This window comes from Armatimonas rosea (assembly GCF_014202505.1).
Classification (GTDB): Bacteria; Armatimonadota; Armatimonadia; order Armatimonadales; family Armatimonadaceae; genus Armatimonas; species Armatimonas rosea.
Map to the genome: position 1 here is coordinate 1,396,520 of NZ_JACHGW010000002.1, position 15,534 is coordinate 1,412,053.

Sequence of the window (15,534 nt, forward strand, 5' to 3'; positions counted from 1 at the left end):
TAGCAACCGCCGCGCGTTTTTTCACATCTTAGGGATCAAGGAATCAGAATCGGTATGTTGCTGGGGACCCAGAAAATCAACGCGCAGGGGCACTTAGAGATCGGGGGGTGCGACACACTCGCGCTGGCCGCGGAGTTTGGCACGCCCCTCTATGTCATGGACGAGGCCCTGGTTCGGGAGAACTGCCGCCGCTTTACGCAGGTCTTCACCGACCGCTACCCGGGTGAGGTCGAGGTCTCGTTTGCGGGCAAGGCGTTTTTGACCATGGCGATGGTGCGCCTGGTGCAGCAAGAGGGCCTTGCGCTGGATGTTGCCTCGGGCGGCGAGCTCTACACCGCGCTCAAGGCGGGCTTCCCGGCGGAGAAGATCCTCTACCACGGCAACTTCAAGAGCGACGAAGAGCTCGCCATGGGAGTGGCTGCGGGGGTGGGGCGGTTTGTGGTGGACAACCCCTACGAGCTCAAGCGCCTCTCCGAGCTGGCGGCGGCGCAGGGCAAGACCCAGGCGATCTTGCTGCGTGTCACCCCGGGAATCGACCCCCACACCCACGCCAAGATCAGCACGGGCCAGGAAGACAGCAAGTTCGGGATCAGTGTGTCCTCCGGTCTGGCACTGGCGACTGTCCAAGAGGCGCTCTCCCTGCCCGGTATTGACTTCAAGGGAATTCACTGCCATATTGGGTCCCAGCTCCTCGACAGCCACACCCACGAAGACGCCGCCGAGATCATGGTGGGCTTTGTGGCCGCGATCCGCGAGGCGACCGGCTTTGTCTGCACCGACCTGGATATCGGAGGGGGGCTGGGGGTGCGCTACCTGCCTAGCCACAACCCGCCGAGCTATGAGGAGTTCGCCGACTCGGTGGTGAGCGCGGTGGTGGGGGCCCTGGAGAAGCACGCGCTTCCCTTCCCCCGCCTGATGCTGGAGCCGGGGCGTGCGCTGGTCGCGGAGGCGGGGACAACCCTCTACACGGTCGGGCCGATCAAGAAGATCGAGCTGGCCGAGCGCACCAAGACCTTTGTCTCCGTGGACGGCGGCCTCTCGGACAACCCACGCCCGGTGATGTACGATGCCCGCTACTCGGTCTTGGTGGCAGGGCGCGCCGCGCAGGCGACCGATACGACCGTGACGGTCTCCGGGAAGCACTGTGAGACCGACCTGCTCTTCCCCGAGCTCGCGCTGGGGGAGGTCCACTCCGGGGATATCCTCGCGGTGCAGACCACGGGTGCCTACAATCATGGTATGGCCAGTAACTACAACCGCTTCCGACGGCCCGCGGTGGTCTTTGTCCACGACGGACAGGCGGATGTGGTCTGGGAGCGGGAGAGCTACGACGACTTGCTGCGACAGGAGCGGCTCCCGCAGCGCTTTTTGGAGGAATAGACAATGAGAGAGTTTCTGCTGCACACCCTTCACTCAATGGGCATGGCCCAGCCTGCCCTTCCCTGGTGGTTCTGGCTGATGGTCCTGATCGGGATTATTAGCTCCACGACGGTCCATGAGTTCGGACATGCCTGGATGGCGACAAAGCTGGGCGACTCGGGGCCGCGTGAGCAAGGACGGCTGACACTCAATCCCTTTGCCCACTTCGATCCGCTTGGCTTTATCCTGATGTCGGTGACCACGCTCCTGGGGATGCCTCTGGGCTGGGGTAAGCCGGTCAAGACCGACCCCGATAAGTTCACCGTGGTCGGACGGCGCGCCGGAATGGCGTTGGTGGCGATCGCGGGGCCGGTGATGAACCTGGTCTTTGCCACCTTCCTCTCGGTCATTGTCCGCCTTGCCTTTGGGGGCTACCTGGGCGGCTTCCCGGACTGGGCGATCTATGTCTTTGTGGGCATGATGATCGCGACCATGCTCAATATCCTGGTCTTTGCGGAGAACCTGATCCCCGTGCACCCCATGGACGCGTCCCATGTGATCGCGGCGCTCCTGCCCGAGAACCTGAGCCGTGGCTACATCGCCTTTATGCAGAAGTACGGCTTCTTTGTTCTCTTGGGGCTCTCGTACTCCGGGGCGATTGGCTGGTTCCTCCTGCCAATTATCAAGTTCCTCTTCAACCTGCTGCTCCCCATGCTTCCGCCGGTGGACTAAATACGTACGAAATGCAAAAGAAACGACTGCTCTCAGGGATGCAGCCGACCGGGGGCGGTCGGCTGCATCTAGGTAACTACGAAGGGGCGCTTAAGCCTTGGACCAAGCTCCAAGACAGCTACGAGATGTTCTGCTTTGTCGCGGACTGGCACGCCTACACGACCCTCAATAGCGCCCCCCCCGATATCGCAGCCGCGAGCCGTGAGGTGGTCCTCGACTACCTCTCGGCAGGGCTCGACCCCGAGAAGTGTGCGATCTTCCGCCAGAGCCAGGTCCCCCAGCACGCCGAGCTCGCCGTGCTCCTCGGCATGCTCACGCCTGTCTCCTGGCTGGAGCGTGTCCCGACCTACAAAGAGAAGCGCGAGTTTGTCAGCGAGGGGGGTGGGGACTCGGGGCCGAGCTACGGGCTCCTGGGCTATCCCGTGCTCCAGACCGCCGATATCATTGTCTACCGCGCCCATGTCGTGCCGGTCGGCAAGGACCAAGCGCCCCACCTGGAGATCTCCCGCGAGATCGCGCGGCGCTTCAATCACCTGGTGGGCGAGGAGGTCTTCCCGATCCCCGATGCGCTGATCTCGGAGGCCACCGGCGTGCTACCCGGACTCGATGCCGACGAGAGCGGGCAACTGCGCAAGATGAGCAAGAGCTACGGCAACTGTATCTACCTGACCGACAAGCCCGACGAGGTCGTAACACGCCTCAAGACGGCCTTCACGACACCCACCAAGATCCGCAAGGACGATCCCGGGGTTCCCGAGGGCTGTGCGGTCTGTCAGCTCCGCAAGCTCTACGACCCGGAGGGCTTCCAGCCGCAGTGGGACGAGTGCCGCTCTGGGGCACGGGGCTGTGTGCAGAGCAAGCGCGAGACCGCCGAGGTGCTCAACGCCATGCTAGAGCCCATCCGTGAGCGCCGCGCCCTCTACGAGAGCGATCCCGCCGAGCTGGATCGTCTGCTCAAGCGCGGGGCGGAGAAGGCCGCAGCAGTCGCCGAGGAGACCCTCCAGCAGGTCCGCCGCGCTCTGCGGCTCTAGCGCAGGTTCCCGAGGCCCCGCCCGGCTCCGGGTCCGTTCTGGAGGCTCGCGGTGGGGCCGTAGAGGGGCTGCGGCGGCGCACCCACCAGAGCCTCCCCCAGCTCCATGAGCCCATTGGCCTGGATCAAGGGGCTCCGGATATCGCTCAAGGTCTTGACGGCGAGTCCGTGGGCCTTGAGCTTATTGAGCTCGGTCGCCATGCGCTGGAGTCGGCTCTGGAGCGCCAGCGTCTCAAAGGGGTAGCTGGCGTCAAACTGGTGCAGCTCCGCCTGGAGCGCTTCGTAGCCCGCGCGGTCCCCCAGCTGGTGGTGAAGCCCCGCCAGATAGACCTTCCCCTCCGTCCGAAGCGCCATGATCGTCACCTGGGGCAGCAACCCCTCGATCTGCGTGCGGAGCTGCCCCAGGCTCGTGCGGTCCTTCAGCTTGCGGGCAAGGTCCACCGCGAGCATGGCCTCCTGAAGCTGGTGGCTTACCTTGTGGATCTGGGGGAGCTGTGCCAGAGCCCGCTTCAGCGCTTCCGCTGCCTGGACAGGACTGTCTTTTTTGAGGGCCCACTCACACTTTTTCAGGGTCTGGTGGCACTGAAAAGCAGGCTCGGGGTAGAGGCCCAAGAGCCGGTCGATGAGATCGGGGCGCTCCAGTTTCCAGCAGAGATTAGCAACATGCGAGCTAAAGAGGAGCCTGTCCTTATCGGTTTTTAGCTCCGCAAAGAACTGCTCGATTAGCTTTTCCTGGTAGCGGCTATCGTCGAGGCCCATGATGCGCCCGAGGTTGCGCCCCAGAAACGTGCTACGCTCAAAGGTGCGGAGGGTCGGGGGGACGGGGGGAAGGCTCAGGTAGGGGCCCTGAGGGAGCTCCGCGTGCGCTTGTGCCTGGTAAGGACGGCTCGCCATCCGGGTGAGGGCCAGGGTCGCGAGGGCGGGGGCACCGCTCTGCTGGGCGAGTGTCGCCACCGCCGCGAGGTCGATATCGAGCTGGGGATCGGGAGTGAGTCGGCCCAGTGCCCCGGTGAGACGCTGCTCCAGAGCGGCCTTCAGGGGCGGTGTGACTCGGGCTTGCAGTGTCTTAAAGCGATCCCGCTGGAAGAGAATGGCGGAGGGCTGAATCGTTCCTCCCCACAGGAGGCAAGAGAGGGTTCGAAGCTGCTCTTGGGGCGGCTGGAGCTCCGTGCCCTTGAGGGCGGCCTCGGGCTTGCTGAGGTGGAACTGGAGCAGGATCGCGCTATGGAAGCGCTCGGTGCGCCCGCCCTCGGGGCCGCGCATCAGCGTGAAGTCAAGACGCGGCTGGAGCTCGCGGCGCAGTGCCTCCTGCGGTCCCTGATCGACTAGCGCGAGCAGCAGGCGAGGGTAGAGGAGAATATCGAGGTTCTTGAGGTTGCGCAGCTCGTTCTCTGTGAGGGTGGTGCGCTTGAGCGCGGCGGCGCTGGTGGGCAAGACACCCTGGTAGCGGTAGGCCGTCAAGAGGCCCCGGGCACGCTCCGGCTGCTTGAGCGCCAGGTACTGGTCGGCGAGGGCGGAGCGCTCGGTGCTCTGCTGCGTCGGCGTGGCAAGGGCCTTGTCGAGGAGCTGTGCGGCTCTGTCCAGGGCGCGCACTGCCTGCTCCGACTGCCCCAAGTGCTGGTAGAGCCCCGCAAGCCGCCGCCAGGCAAAGAGGGCCTCGTTGCCACAGAGATTTAGGCGACTCTCGGTCTCGCGAAAGAGGAAGGGAAGCTGCTCCGCGGAGCGCTCGGGCCAGGGGGGGAGGGGTGTTGGTGGCGGGAGAGGCATGCTCTGCCAGCCCTCCGAGCGACAACCTGCAAGGAGCAGCAGGCCGGTGAGGGCGAGAGGAAAGTAGCGGCGCTGGACATTCCTAAGCTCAGTCATGAGATATTTCGGATATACTTTCTCCATGCAGTATAGCCGCTTTCTTCCGCTTTTGGCACTCTGTCTGGTGATGCCCCACGCTGCAGCCCAGACCAGTAGCCTTGCTGGAATTGTCTACGATCCGGCGGCGGCGCTTCAGCCGCAGCTGACCCAGCGCAAAGATGCCCAGGGGAAGCCGCTCTCGCTCTACAACCTGAGCTTTTTGGGTGGGAGCGGTGCCCGTGTTCCCGCGCTGGTCTCGGTGCCCAATGTGCCGGCGAAGGGCAAGCGCCCGGCCGTGATCCTGCTGCATGGCCTCGGGGGCGATAAGAACCAGCTCCAGGCACTCGCGCTGCTCCTCAATGGCAAGGGCTATCTCACGGTGGCGATCGATGTGGCCGGCCACGGGGAGCGCCCCAAGGTCAATGGGAAGGGAGTGGGGGAGCAGGATCTGGCGGGGATGCGGACGATCGCGGCGCAGACGGTGCAGGACCTTCGGGCGACCGTGGACTACCTGGCCTCGCGCGACGATATCGACACCAAGCGGATTGGGTTTGTGGGGGTCTCGCTGGGCGGGGTCCTGGGCGCACGCTTCCTCGCCGACGAGCCACGTGTTGCGGCGGCGGCGCTCTGGGTGGCGGGCGGCGACTGGGGCACCCTGATCACCACCAGTGCCCATCCCTTCGCCAAGCGCTTCCGAGACACGGGCGAGACCGATGCCGCCAAGATTCGCCAAGCCCTCGCCGATGTCGACCCCGTGCCCGCGATCAGCCACGCCGCACCGCGCCCGCTGCTCTTTCTGAACGGTGCCACCGACGATGTCGTGCCGAAGGCCTGCAGCGAGGCGCTCTTTGCGGCGGCTAAAGACCCGAAGGAGCGCACTATCCTGCCCGGCGGCCACATCCCCAACCTCTTCGACATGGCCAGCCGCACGATTGCGTTTCTGGAGAAGAACCTCAACAAGCCGACAACACCTGGTCATCCCAATCCTTAATCGGGCAAGCCCGAGCAATAGTTGGGAGTGGGAACGTTCCTATTTCGCCGGCTGGGCGTTCCAGACTTTGATATCGTCGAACCAGCCGTCTTTTCCCCCGACTCCTAGCTCGATCTTGGACTTGGTGGCGTGGCCGATTCCCGGTGATTTCAGATAGCCCGCCGGCTTACCGTCGATCGTGACCCGCATCTCCTCCCCGACCGTCTCGACCACCAACGTGTACCACTTGCCGGCCTCCAGCTGGGCGGGGAAGCTCGCGCTGTGGGTTGCTTGGAGATTGCGGATCGCCTCTTTGTTGGCGACTGGGTCCTTACGCAGCTCGATCAGCGCATTGCTCTGGCTCCCGTCGCGCTCGTCCATTAGGGTCACTTTATTGAGCCGCACCTGGGCGCGGCACAGGTGGCCGTAGTGCGAGCCCGTGAACTTGCGGTCGTCGAACTCCACATCGATCATCGATGCGCCCTCAAAGCGAATCTTGCACTCCACCACGCTGTCTTTGGTGGGAAGCTCAAGCCCGTAGACCGCAGCATGGGCCGTGATCACCGACTTGCCATCGGCGGAGGGCATGTCTTTCTCGCGGGTCTGGGTGCCCTTGAGAGCGCCGTTTTCAAAGGCAAATGTATCCACGACCCGGTGCCAGCGCTTGTCGTGCTCGGGGCCTTGGAAGTTGTCGGAGAAGAGAAGCTCTTTCTTCTGCGCGAGCGTGCGCGTGGGGACGGTGGCAACATCCTGCGCGAGGGCAACGGAGCCCAGGATAAGGCAGGGGATAAGAAGCGGACGAATCGTCATGATCGGTTAAGACTCCTTGGGTTTGCGGTAGTATACGCGCTTCTCTTACCGAAGCGCAACGACAGCAGGAAGAGCGAGCGCGGGTGCCGAAACTGGGGGCATCATGAAAGTGCGCTGGATGGAGAGCTCCCTACGCCTGCGGATCACCCCGAGTGAGCTGGCGGCCCTGGAGCAAGGCGAGCCCACAACACTGGCGGCGACCTTTCCAGGCGGCTGGTCCGTGACCCTACAGCTCGGGGAGGGGAGTGGCCTGGAAGCGCCCGCGACAGGGACGGTCGTCCTGACGCTCTCGCCCGACTCCCTCGCGACGCTCCGCCAGCCCGAGACTGAGGGGGTCTACTTCACCAGCGCCAACCAGAGTTTTACCTACTTTGTCGAGAAAGACTTCCCCTGCCTCCACCCACGCCCCGAGCCGGTTCAGGAGCAGAGCGAGACCTTCCCGGCCCCCGACGGCTTCGCGGAGCGGCACCGGACCGCATGAACCGAAGGCACACACCGGGAGCTTCCGGCGGGGATCTCGCTGTGTAAAATAGAGAAACTGAAGCAAGCAAGCGCCACATGGTTCTTACTTGCGAGGGAGGTCTCTGATAATGTTGCGACGTGGCCTTGTGCCTTCTCAGCGGGAGGGGGCGGACAAGTACCTCTATTCTCGTCTTGGCCTGTTTGGTGGCCGGATGGTGCTCTACAGCGCTCTGGTCAACAGGCACACGCACTCCGTGACCTATGGTGATACCACCTGGGTGGCGACTCGCGATGGCATCAAGCGCGTGACCAAAGGGCAGCCGGTCGCGCTCTATCTTCCGGGCCGGGAGGTCCTCCAGGTAACCGCGAGCGCCGACGGGGCCGCCGCCGTGGTGCGTGCCGACGATGCTACCGTGGCGCTCTACGTCTACGAGAGCGCAAAAGACCGCTGGCGTCTCCTCGCCCAGCTTGCTTGTCCCAAGCCGGAGGAGCTCATCGGCTTGGCCCGGGGAGGGTGGACAGCAGTCCCCCCCCCTTTTGTGCTCCTTCTGACCGCAGAGCGCCTCTCTCTTGCCCCCATCCAAGTAAACGGCGGATTTCGCGGGAGCGAAAAATACACCCCCCCCGAGCTCTTCGTGGTCGAGCGTACTACCGGAGTCGTGCGTAGGCTTCCTCTGGACCTCCCCCCGCTAAACCTACTCCCCCGGAGCCTACTTCCCCTGGCAATGGTCAAGACGCCCCAGGGGCAGGTACGCTTTCTCAGCACAACAGGGGAGCTCTATACGGTCGCGGAGAAGGAAAGTAAGCTTGCCTTGGAGCGAGTTACGCCGTCTTCGGAGCGTGAGGGGGACGCCTACACCTACACGCACGCCTTGGGGACGGAGACAGGGGAGTTTTGGGCGATTCGCTTGGGGCAAGAGCGACAAGAGCGCGAGCTTCAGCGCTACGAGCTGGCCTTCTTCGATAGCCGCGGCACCCTTGCCTCCGTCGTCCCGATTCCCGCTCCGGTCTACCAAAAGGCGAACGAGGGTAGGGCGAGTCCACCGACTGTCGTGGCACGGGAGCCCGAGGGGACCGTTCTGGTGGTGCGCCCTCGCTACCAAAGCAATAGCCGAGCCCAGACGCGCTACTCTGGTGAGGCGCTGCGCTACTCCCTCAAGACACAGGCCTGGGTTCCGGTCGCGGACCAAGACCGCTACCAGCCCCACCACGAGAATGCCTGGAACCTCCCGCCCGTGCCGCTCACGGGGCCACCGGAGCCAACACCCGGCTCCGCAAACTTTTTCGAAGCCCGGCCGGCCTGGCATGTCCGTGGCGAGAGCCAGCTCTTTTCGAACTCCGGTGACAAGAGTATCGCCCTCCCCGAGCCACTCCGCAATGCGACGGTTCTCACCACCAATGACCGAGCGATCTGGGGGATAGGCGAGCGGGTGTCTGAGCCCAAAAAGATTGTCTATTTCTATGTCGAGCTGCCAAGCAAGGCCTGCACACTCTTTGACCCGCCTGTGTTCTTTCAAAACGACCTCCCCAAGTTCTGTCTTAGCTTTGGAGAGGTCTTGGGCTCGGGAATGCGTGGGGTCTTCCGGCTAGACCGGGCGACCAAGAGCTGGAGTGAGATTCCTATTGCGGGCCAAACGGCAAGTGCTCGTCCCCGGTTGGACGCCGATCCCAAGCTGCCCATCGTGCTTCTCTGGACACAGGAGTGGGGGCGTGCGAAAAGGCTGTACTACCGCAAAGGGGGTGCTTTTGTCCCCGTGGGCGAGCTGGGGGAGGTCAGCGCCTACTTGCTCACGGAAAAGCAGCTCCTCGTCGCGGCAGGGACAGCTCTGGTGGAGCTCCGGTGGAGAGACGGCATCTTTGTGGAGACCAAGCGCACGACACTCCCTTGGCCGGGGACGACTCAGCTCTTCTATGTCCCGACCGGGGCGCTCTGGGGTTGGGTGGAGGATACGCGCGCCTTTTGTCTCACGGTTCTCTGAGCGAGGCGGCTCTCTTCACGATGTGCACTCGAACAGCTTGATGTGCCCAAAGTCCGGGGAACGGCCCTCTTTGTTCTTCTTCTCTTGGCTCGTCGCTCCCGCAAGCGCGAGCAGCGCCCCGCCGTGCAGCCAGAGCGAGTCGGTGATGCGCATCTTGCTATCGACCCCTTGGACCAGGCTACCGGAGCCGGCGTCGAAGAGCCCCGCGTTCCACTTGCCCTGCGCGATCTTGCCTGCCATCACAAAGTGCTTCTGGTTAGGGTGAAAGCGTAGGGACTCCATCAGCCCCGCGCCCGCATCGGACGCCCGAATCTCGGCGACTTTTCGTGGGGGCGTCTCGCTCCAGGCGAAGCGCTGCCAGGTCTGCTTGCCATTGCCCGCCATCGGGTCCTCCATCGGACCCATGCCACAGGCGAGCAGCTCCTTGCTATCGGGGGTGAAGGCGAGGTCGAAGATACCGCCGATATAGTTCGGGCTCTTGATGATCCCCCAGCAGGTAAAGTCTGGCGTGGTCCAGGCCGCGAGCTGCTTGCCGCTCTCCAGGTCCCAGACCCGAATCTCCCCCATGAGGTTGGCGGCCGCCAGGTAGCGGTTGTTGGGGCTAAAGGCCACCGAGAGAACAGGAGGGACATGCGAGAGAGCCCAGCGCAGGGCTCCTGTCTCGGTATCGTAGACCTTGACACTGGGCTCGCGCTCGGCGGCGGGCTCGTACTTGTAGCCGCCCGCAAGATACTGCCCTGTGACACTCGCCACCAGCCGCTCATCGGGGGAGAGCCGTAGCTTCCACGACCAAAAACTGTGTGCCTTGACCGTGCGCAGCTCTTTGTTCTCGGTGGGGGAGAACCAGCGCAGGGTGCCGTCGTAGCCCGCCGAGAGCACCTGCTGGCTCTTGCTCAGGTAGCACACCCCGCTGGCGTAGCTCTCGTGCTTGCCGAGGCGCTGGGGGACACCCGACTCCACCGGCACCGCCCAGACACCGCCATCCAGGCAGGCCGCGAAGAGCTGCTTGCTATCGGGGGACGCCGCGACCGCGAGCACCGCGGTGGGGAGCTTCAGGTCTTTCAGGGGCTTGAGGGTGGGCTCGCTCATTTCAGGATCTCCCGAATCGGCTCGGCGCGGTCCTCGACACGGTAGAAGGTCGGGATATCGTCGGCCTCGTACTCCGCGTAGGGATCAAGGCCCAGCGCGGTAAAGATAGTCGCGAAGAGGTTTTTCTCGTTGTAGGGCTTCTCGGTCACATCGACTCCATCGGTATCGGTCGCGCCCACCACGACACCCCGCTTGATCCCCGCGCCGGCCATGGCCAGGCTCCAGGCATCGGGGTAGTGGTCGCGGCCACGGGCGGCGTTGAGCCAGGGGGTCCGGCCAAACTCGCCCATCACCACCACGAGGGTCTTGTCCAGCAGGCCACGCTCCTCTAGGTCGTTGATCAGGTGCGCGACAATCCGATCCGTCTCCGGGACCAGCATCTGGTAGATCTCGTGCTGGAAGACATGGCAGTCCCAGGGCATCCCATTGGCCACCATCACAAACGGAGCGCCGTTCTCCACCAGGTTGCGCGCCAGGAGCGTGTGGAGCCCGAAGGTCCCCGGCCCGTAGCGCTCGCGGTCCTTGGGATTGACTTTATCTAGGTCAAAGAGATCGGCGCAGCTCATCAGGCCCTTCACCCGGGAGAAGATCGCATTCTGGGAGCTGGCTGCTGCGCTGGTGCGCTCGTTCTCGTACTTCTTGGTCAGGAACCGACGGAGCGCCTCGCGCTGCTCAAAGTCTTGGGTGGTCGTGTCGGCGAGGCGGTTGACATCGGCGAGCTTGTACTGACCGCCCGCCCGCACCGGCCCGTACTGCGCGCCCAGCCAGCCCGCCCAGTTGCCCGCCTTGAACGACTCAAACTCATTGCCGCGGGGGTTGGGATCGAGAAAGACAAAGTTGGGGATGGGATTATCGAGGTGCCCGAGCTGCTGTGCCAGCACCGAGCCCAGGATCGGGCGCACAAAGGGCTCGCGCGGCGCGGCACCGCGGGTCAGAAGGTCGATGGCCTGGAAGTGCTCGTTGGGCTTTGTCTTCATCGAGCGCACGACAGCCAGCTTATCGGCGATCTTGGCGCAGCTGGGCATGAGCTCGCTGAACTGGACACCGGGAAGCTTGGTGGGAATCGCGCGGAACGGTCCGCCAAAGACACTGCCGGGCTTGGGGTCCCAGGTCTCAAACTGGCTGGGGGCACCACAGAGCCAGAGCAGGATGCAGTGCTTCTGCTGGCGCTTGGCCTCCGCCGCGAGCGCCGCGGGGGAGAAGAGCCCGGTCCAGCTGAGCGCCGATGCCGCGCCCGCGCCCACAAGTCCTTGGAGAAAGAGCCGCCGGTGGAGTGTGTGCTCCGGAGGCGTGCAGCTCCCCTCCTCTGCAATCGTTGTCTCGTCGTCGTTCATCTATTTTTTTGCCCCCTAACCCCCGTGCAACGGGGGGAATAGTAGGAATGTTCTGATCAGTCCCCCCGCCAGGCGGGGGTTAGGGGGGACATTAGTGGTTCACCTGGAACTCGGCACTGGTGAGCAGGGCCCACAAGAGATTCTGGACACCGCGCTCCGCCGAGGGCGTGGTGGTAAGCAGGGCCTTGCACTGCACCAGCTCGGTCGGGTCCGGGAGGCGGGCGAAGGCGAGCTGGAAGGCGGCGCGAACCCGGGCCTCGGGGGTGGGAAGCGCCGCGAGGGCCGCGGTGGCGTTGCCGGGGGCGGGCTTGAGCAGTCTATCGACCAGCGGCGAGTTGGTCAGAAAGAGCGCTTGCTGCAGTGATGGATTATAGGTGTCGGGCATGAGCTCGGGGAAGGCGGTGATAAAGCCGCTCTCTAGCTTCTCGGTCTCGGGGCTATCGGGCTTGGTTCCCGTGGCCACTTGGAGCGAGTGCAGGAGCTGCTCGGCGGAGAGGGGGCGCTCTAGGGCACGCGCAAACGACTCCGGTCGGGGTGGGGTCTTGCCCGCAACCTTGGTGTCGAGCTGGTAGGCACGGGTCAGGACAATGGTCGTGACAAGCCGCTTGATGTCGTAGCCGCTGCGCTCGAAGTCCTTGGCGAGCCAGTCGAGGAGCTCGGGGTGGCTGGCGCGGTGCTTGGAGTCGATTTGATCGACCGGCTGGACAAAGCCGCGGCCCATGAGCTTGGCCCATATCCGATTGACAAAGGCGCGTGCCAGCAGGGGATTGTCGTGGGTCACCGCCTCGGCGAGGGCCTCACGACGGGAGAACTTGGGCACTGCGGCGCGCCCCGGCGTGGGCGGAACGACGTAGAGCTCGGGCCTATCGACCTCTTTTTCATCGGTGGCGGGCACCCGCTCCGCGACAGACTTGCCATTCAGAAAGACCAGCGCCGCGGGCTGGGACTCTTTCTTGAGGTTGGCGAAGTTGATAAAGCCGCCAATCGCGCTCTCCGCGACCGCCTGGCCCATGCCGGTGTCAACATTCTTCCCGCGGTTGAAGGCCGCTACCAGGCCCCAGTAGTGCCGCTGCTCGATCTCCCAGGCCAGCGGGTGGTTGTGGCACTGGGCACACCCGATCTTCACCCCAAAGGCCACGGGGGCAACTGCCTCCGCGATCGACTGGAAGTTGTTGTTGCGGGCCGCCAAAAACCAGGTCGCGCCTCGGGCTGGTCCGTCGCTGGGACGCGCGATCAGGAGCTCACGCACCACCTGATCCCAAGGGCGGTTCCGCCGAAAGGTATCTTCCAGGTAGGTGTTCCACGCCCCGTTCTTACCCAAGCGGCGGCCCATCAGGAGCGTGTCAAAGACCTCGCGGAAGTGGCGCACGTAGTCGTCGGAGGCCAGGAGCTTGCTCACCAGCTGTGCGCGCTTGTCGCCGTGGTAGTCGCCCAGAAACTGCTTGAGCTCCGTGTCGCTGGGGATACGCCCCGCCAGATCCAGATAGACACGCCGGGCGAAAGCGGTATCGCTGGTAGGGCGGGCAGGCGTGATACGATCCGCTTTCCAGCTCGCCTGCAAGTACCAGTCGATGGTCGCGCTGGGGCTCTGGCCCGGTGGCGGAGTCCCCACCGACGGTAGCGAGCGCTGGTAGCTCTCCAGGTAGGCGGGCACCCAGGTGTTGTTCTTCGTGGTCGCCGCCGGGGTGGGGGGCAGGAGCGTGATCCAGGTCTTGAGGATCGTGATGGCATCGGCGCTGAGCTGCTTCTTCGGGTCGGGCGGCATGTGCGGCCCCGGCTGGGGCAGGACATACTGGACCAGGCGGCTCTGGTCGGGCTTTCCGGGAATCACGGCGGGGCCTTGGTCGCCGCCGCGCAGGATGGTCTGGAGCGAGCGCAGGTCCAGGCCGCCTTGCTGACGCACACCCGCGTGGCACTTGAGGCAAGACCTATCCAGCAGCGGCTCGACCTGGCGGTACCAGTACTCCTCCGGGTTCTTGGTCGGCTCCTGGCTCCGCGCAGGCGCAAGGCAGGACAGGAGCCCCAGAAGGCACAGAACAGCACGTCCGAGCGAGAGAGGAGAGAGAGTTGCCACGCTTCCCATATTAGCACACTGCCTCAGCAATTGGAGCGAAGAAACGCCAGAATATGCTCGGTAAAGCCAATCGACTGCTCGGTATTGCCCACACCGTGCCCGGCATCGAACCAGAGCACCTCGATCTGCTTGCCGAGCTCCTTGAGCTGCGCCTCGTAGACCTCCATCTGCCGACGGGGACAGCGGGTGTCGTTGAGGCCCTGAACCACCAGAACCGGGGCCTGGATCGCCGCGGCGTAGGTGTGCGGCGAGCTGCGCTCCCAGAGCGCTGGGTTCTGGTCGGGGGTGCTTTGGAAGCTGGCACGCATGATCCCTTGGAGCAAGGGCGACGAGTCTTCGTAGGTGAGGGCGTTGTTGGCGATGGCGACATGGGCCACGCCCGCTGCCCAGAGCTCGGGGCACTTTCCGAGAGCAAGCAGGGTCAGGTAGCCCCCGTAGGAGCCGCCCGTGATGACGACACGCTTCGGGTCGGCGATCCCCTCGCTAACCACAAAGGCGTGCGCGGCGATTATATCCTCCAGCTCCCAGTGCCCGACATCGCCCCAGATCTTCTGCAAGAACTCCCGCCCAAACGTCGTCGAGCCGCGGTAGTTGACCGAGAGAAAGGCGTAGCCGTTTTCCAGATAGGGAGCGCCCATGCCAAAGCTCTGGTTGGTGACTCCGTGTGGCCCGCCATGTACCTCGATCACGGTCGGAAATGGCCCCGCGCCCTCAGGGGTCGCCAGCCAGGCCTGCACGGGCACGCCATCCGACGACGGAAAGGTCACCGAGCGTACGGTTGTCCCTTGCGGTGCCTCGCCGCCCGAGAGGAGCACTCTCCCTGCACCGCTCGCCGAGAACGCCAGGAGCTGACGCGGCTGCTGTGCGCTGGAAAAGAGAACGCTCGCCACACCGTCGTTGCTCAGAGTCGCCCCCAGCCCTCCAAAGTACGTGATGGTCCCCGACGGGTGCTCCAGCCGTGTGAGCTTTCCTGCCTTCCAAACCCAGAGCTCGTGCGCGGCGTCCACGCTCCGGCACAGCAGGATACTCTTGGCGTCCGGCGACCAGCAGAGCGGCACGACCTCACCGGGAAGCTGTCCCTCGCCCAAGAGAAGCTCGGACTCGCCCAGGGCGACGTCCCAGAGCAGCGGGCGCTTCACCCCGGAGTCATCGCTGGTGCAGAGCAAGCGGTAGTCGCCGGGGATCGGGGAGAACGCCGTGGTCTCCAGGCTGGTCGGCCCCCAGCCCTTCCAGCGCGCGAGCTCCTCGCCCTGCGTGTCGAGTACGAGCAGGTCATACTGTTGCTTGCCGGTGCGCTCGTTGGTGCAGACCACACAGACCGCGCCATCCGCCGAGAGAATCGGGCCACGCAGGAGCGGCTTGCCTTCGTGTAAGATCTTCGGCGCACCCAGCGCTCCGTCCTTCGCAATCTCAACGGTGCACAGGTGGTAGCCGTCGCCGTCGACAAAGATAAACGCAATGCGGTTGCCCGAGGCGCTCATCGAGACAATCGGTAGCGGAAACGGGGTCAGCGACGAGGAGTACGGGGCAAAGTCGGGCGTGAGGCTCTCTAGCTCCCCGGTGCCATCGTAGCGGGCGCGGACATAGTGCCCCTTCTCGTTGCCCTTGGTGTCCTTGAAGAAGTAGAACCACTCGCCATCGGGGGAGAGCAATCCAAAGCCGCTTCCCACGCCCTCCGGCAACAAACGCCGCGTCTCCCCGGTCTGCGGGTTCCATGCCAGCGCTCCCCGCTGGCTATGAAACGCCACCCCACGCTCCGGCCGCTTCGCCGCGAGCTGCGGCCACGTCACCGACCCGGTGCGGGCGATCTGCTTCCAATTCTCCGTGGTTGTGCTTGCTGTGCTCATGGG

General features: G+C 64.5%; 12 protein-coding genes. 6 read left to right on the top strand and 6 right to left on the bottom strand.

What is annotated here, in order from left to right:
• Positions 1-54: 54 nt before the first annotated feature.
• Genes lysA through trpS form a run of 3 tightly spaced genes read left to right on the top strand, consistent with a single transcriptional unit; the run spans position 55 to position 3,122 of the window.
• Positions 55-1,380: a diaminopimelate decarboxylase gene (gene lysA / locus HNQ39_RS14435; protein ID WP_184197316.1), complete on the top strand. Its 1,326-nt coding sequence runs from the start codon at positions 55-57 to the stop codon at positions 1,378-1,380.
• 3 nt (positions 1,381-1,383) lie between these two features.
• On the top strand, positions 1,384-2,091 hold the full coding sequence (locus HNQ39_RS14440) for a site-2 protease family protein (protein WP_184197319.1): 708 nt from the start codon (positions 1,384-1,386) through the stop codon (positions 2,089-2,091).
• Positions 2,092-2,102: 11 nt separating this feature from the next.
• Entirely contained in the window at positions 2,103-3,122 is a 1,020-nt protein-coding gene (trpS, locus tag HNQ39_RS14445; RefSeq protein ID WP_184197322.1) for a tryptophan--tRNA ligase, read from the top strand.
• On the opposite strand, the gene HNQ39_RS14450 is transcribed toward trpS, so the two are convergent.
• Entirely contained in the window at positions 3,119-4,984 is a 1,866-nt protein-coding gene (locus HNQ39_RS14450) for a hypothetical protein (RefSeq protein ID WP_184197325.1), read from the bottom strand. The genes trpS and HNQ39_RS14450 overlap by 4 nt on opposite strands.
• 25 nt (positions 4,985-5,009) lie before the next feature.
• On the opposite strand from HNQ39_RS14450, the gene HNQ39_RS14455 reads away from it, so the two are divergent.
• Positions 5,010-5,957, top strand: a complete 948-nt coding sequence (locus tag HNQ39_RS14455; protein WP_184197328.1) for an alpha/beta hydrolase family protein — start codon at positions 5,010-5,012, stop codon at positions 5,955-5,957.
• A 39-nt stretch (positions 5,958-5,996) separates the two neighbouring features.
• Here the strand turns inward: HNQ39_RS14455 and HNQ39_RS14460 are convergent, their stop codons facing one another.
• A complete protein-coding gene (locus HNQ39_RS14460; RefSeq protein ID WP_184197331.1) occupies positions 5,997-6,746 on the bottom strand; it encodes a peptidase associated/transthyretin-like domain-containing protein in 750 nt (249 codons plus the stop codon).
• A gap of 103 nt (positions 6,747-6,849) precedes the next feature.
• Here HNQ39_RS14460 and HNQ39_RS14465 point away from each other — a divergent pair, with 103 nt between their 5' ends.
• Together HNQ39_RS14465 and HNQ39_RS14470 are read left to right on the top strand one after the other, a co-directional pair.
• Positions 6,850-7,227 (top strand): DUF7009 family protein, encoded by a 378-nt coding sequence (locus HNQ39_RS14465; RefSeq protein ID WP_184197334.1) that lies wholly within the window; start codon positions 6,850-6,852, stop codon positions 7,225-7,227.
• A 109-nt stretch (positions 7,228-7,336) separates the two neighbouring features.
• Positions 7,337-9,187, top strand: a complete 1,851-nt coding sequence (locus tag HNQ39_RS14470) for a hypothetical protein (protein WP_184197337.1) — start codon at positions 7,337-7,339, stop codon at positions 9,185-9,187.
• Between the two features lie 15 nt (positions 9,188-9,202).
• Here HNQ39_RS14470 and HNQ39_RS14475 read toward each other — a convergent pair whose 3' ends face one another.
• The 4 genes from HNQ39_RS14475 to HNQ39_RS14490 all read right to left on the bottom strand — a co-directional run bounded on the left by HNQ39_RS14475 (position 9,203) and on the right by HNQ39_RS14490 (position 15,531).
• Complete coding sequence (locus HNQ39_RS14475; RefSeq protein ID WP_184197339.1) at positions 9,203-10,276, bottom strand: WD40 repeat domain-containing protein; 1,074 nt, start codon at positions 10,274-10,276, stop codon at positions 9,203-9,205.
• Entirely contained in the window at positions 10,273-11,610 is a 1,338-nt protein-coding gene (locus tag HNQ39_RS14480; protein WP_184197342.1) for a DUF1501 domain-containing protein, read from the bottom strand. The genes HNQ39_RS14475 and HNQ39_RS14480 overlap by 4 nt, the downstream gene beginning before the upstream one ends.
• Before the next feature lie 91 nt (positions 11,611-11,701).
• Entirely contained in the window at positions 11,702-13,684 is a 1,983-nt protein-coding gene (locus HNQ39_RS14485) for a DUF1553 domain-containing protein (RefSeq protein WP_184197345.1), read from the bottom strand.
• 23 nt (positions 13,685-13,707) lie between these two features.
• Entirely contained in the window at positions 13,708-15,531 is a 1,824-nt protein-coding gene (locus HNQ39_RS14490; protein ID WP_184197348.1) for a S9 family peptidase, read from the bottom strand.
• Positions 15,532-15,534 lie beyond the last annotated feature (3 nt).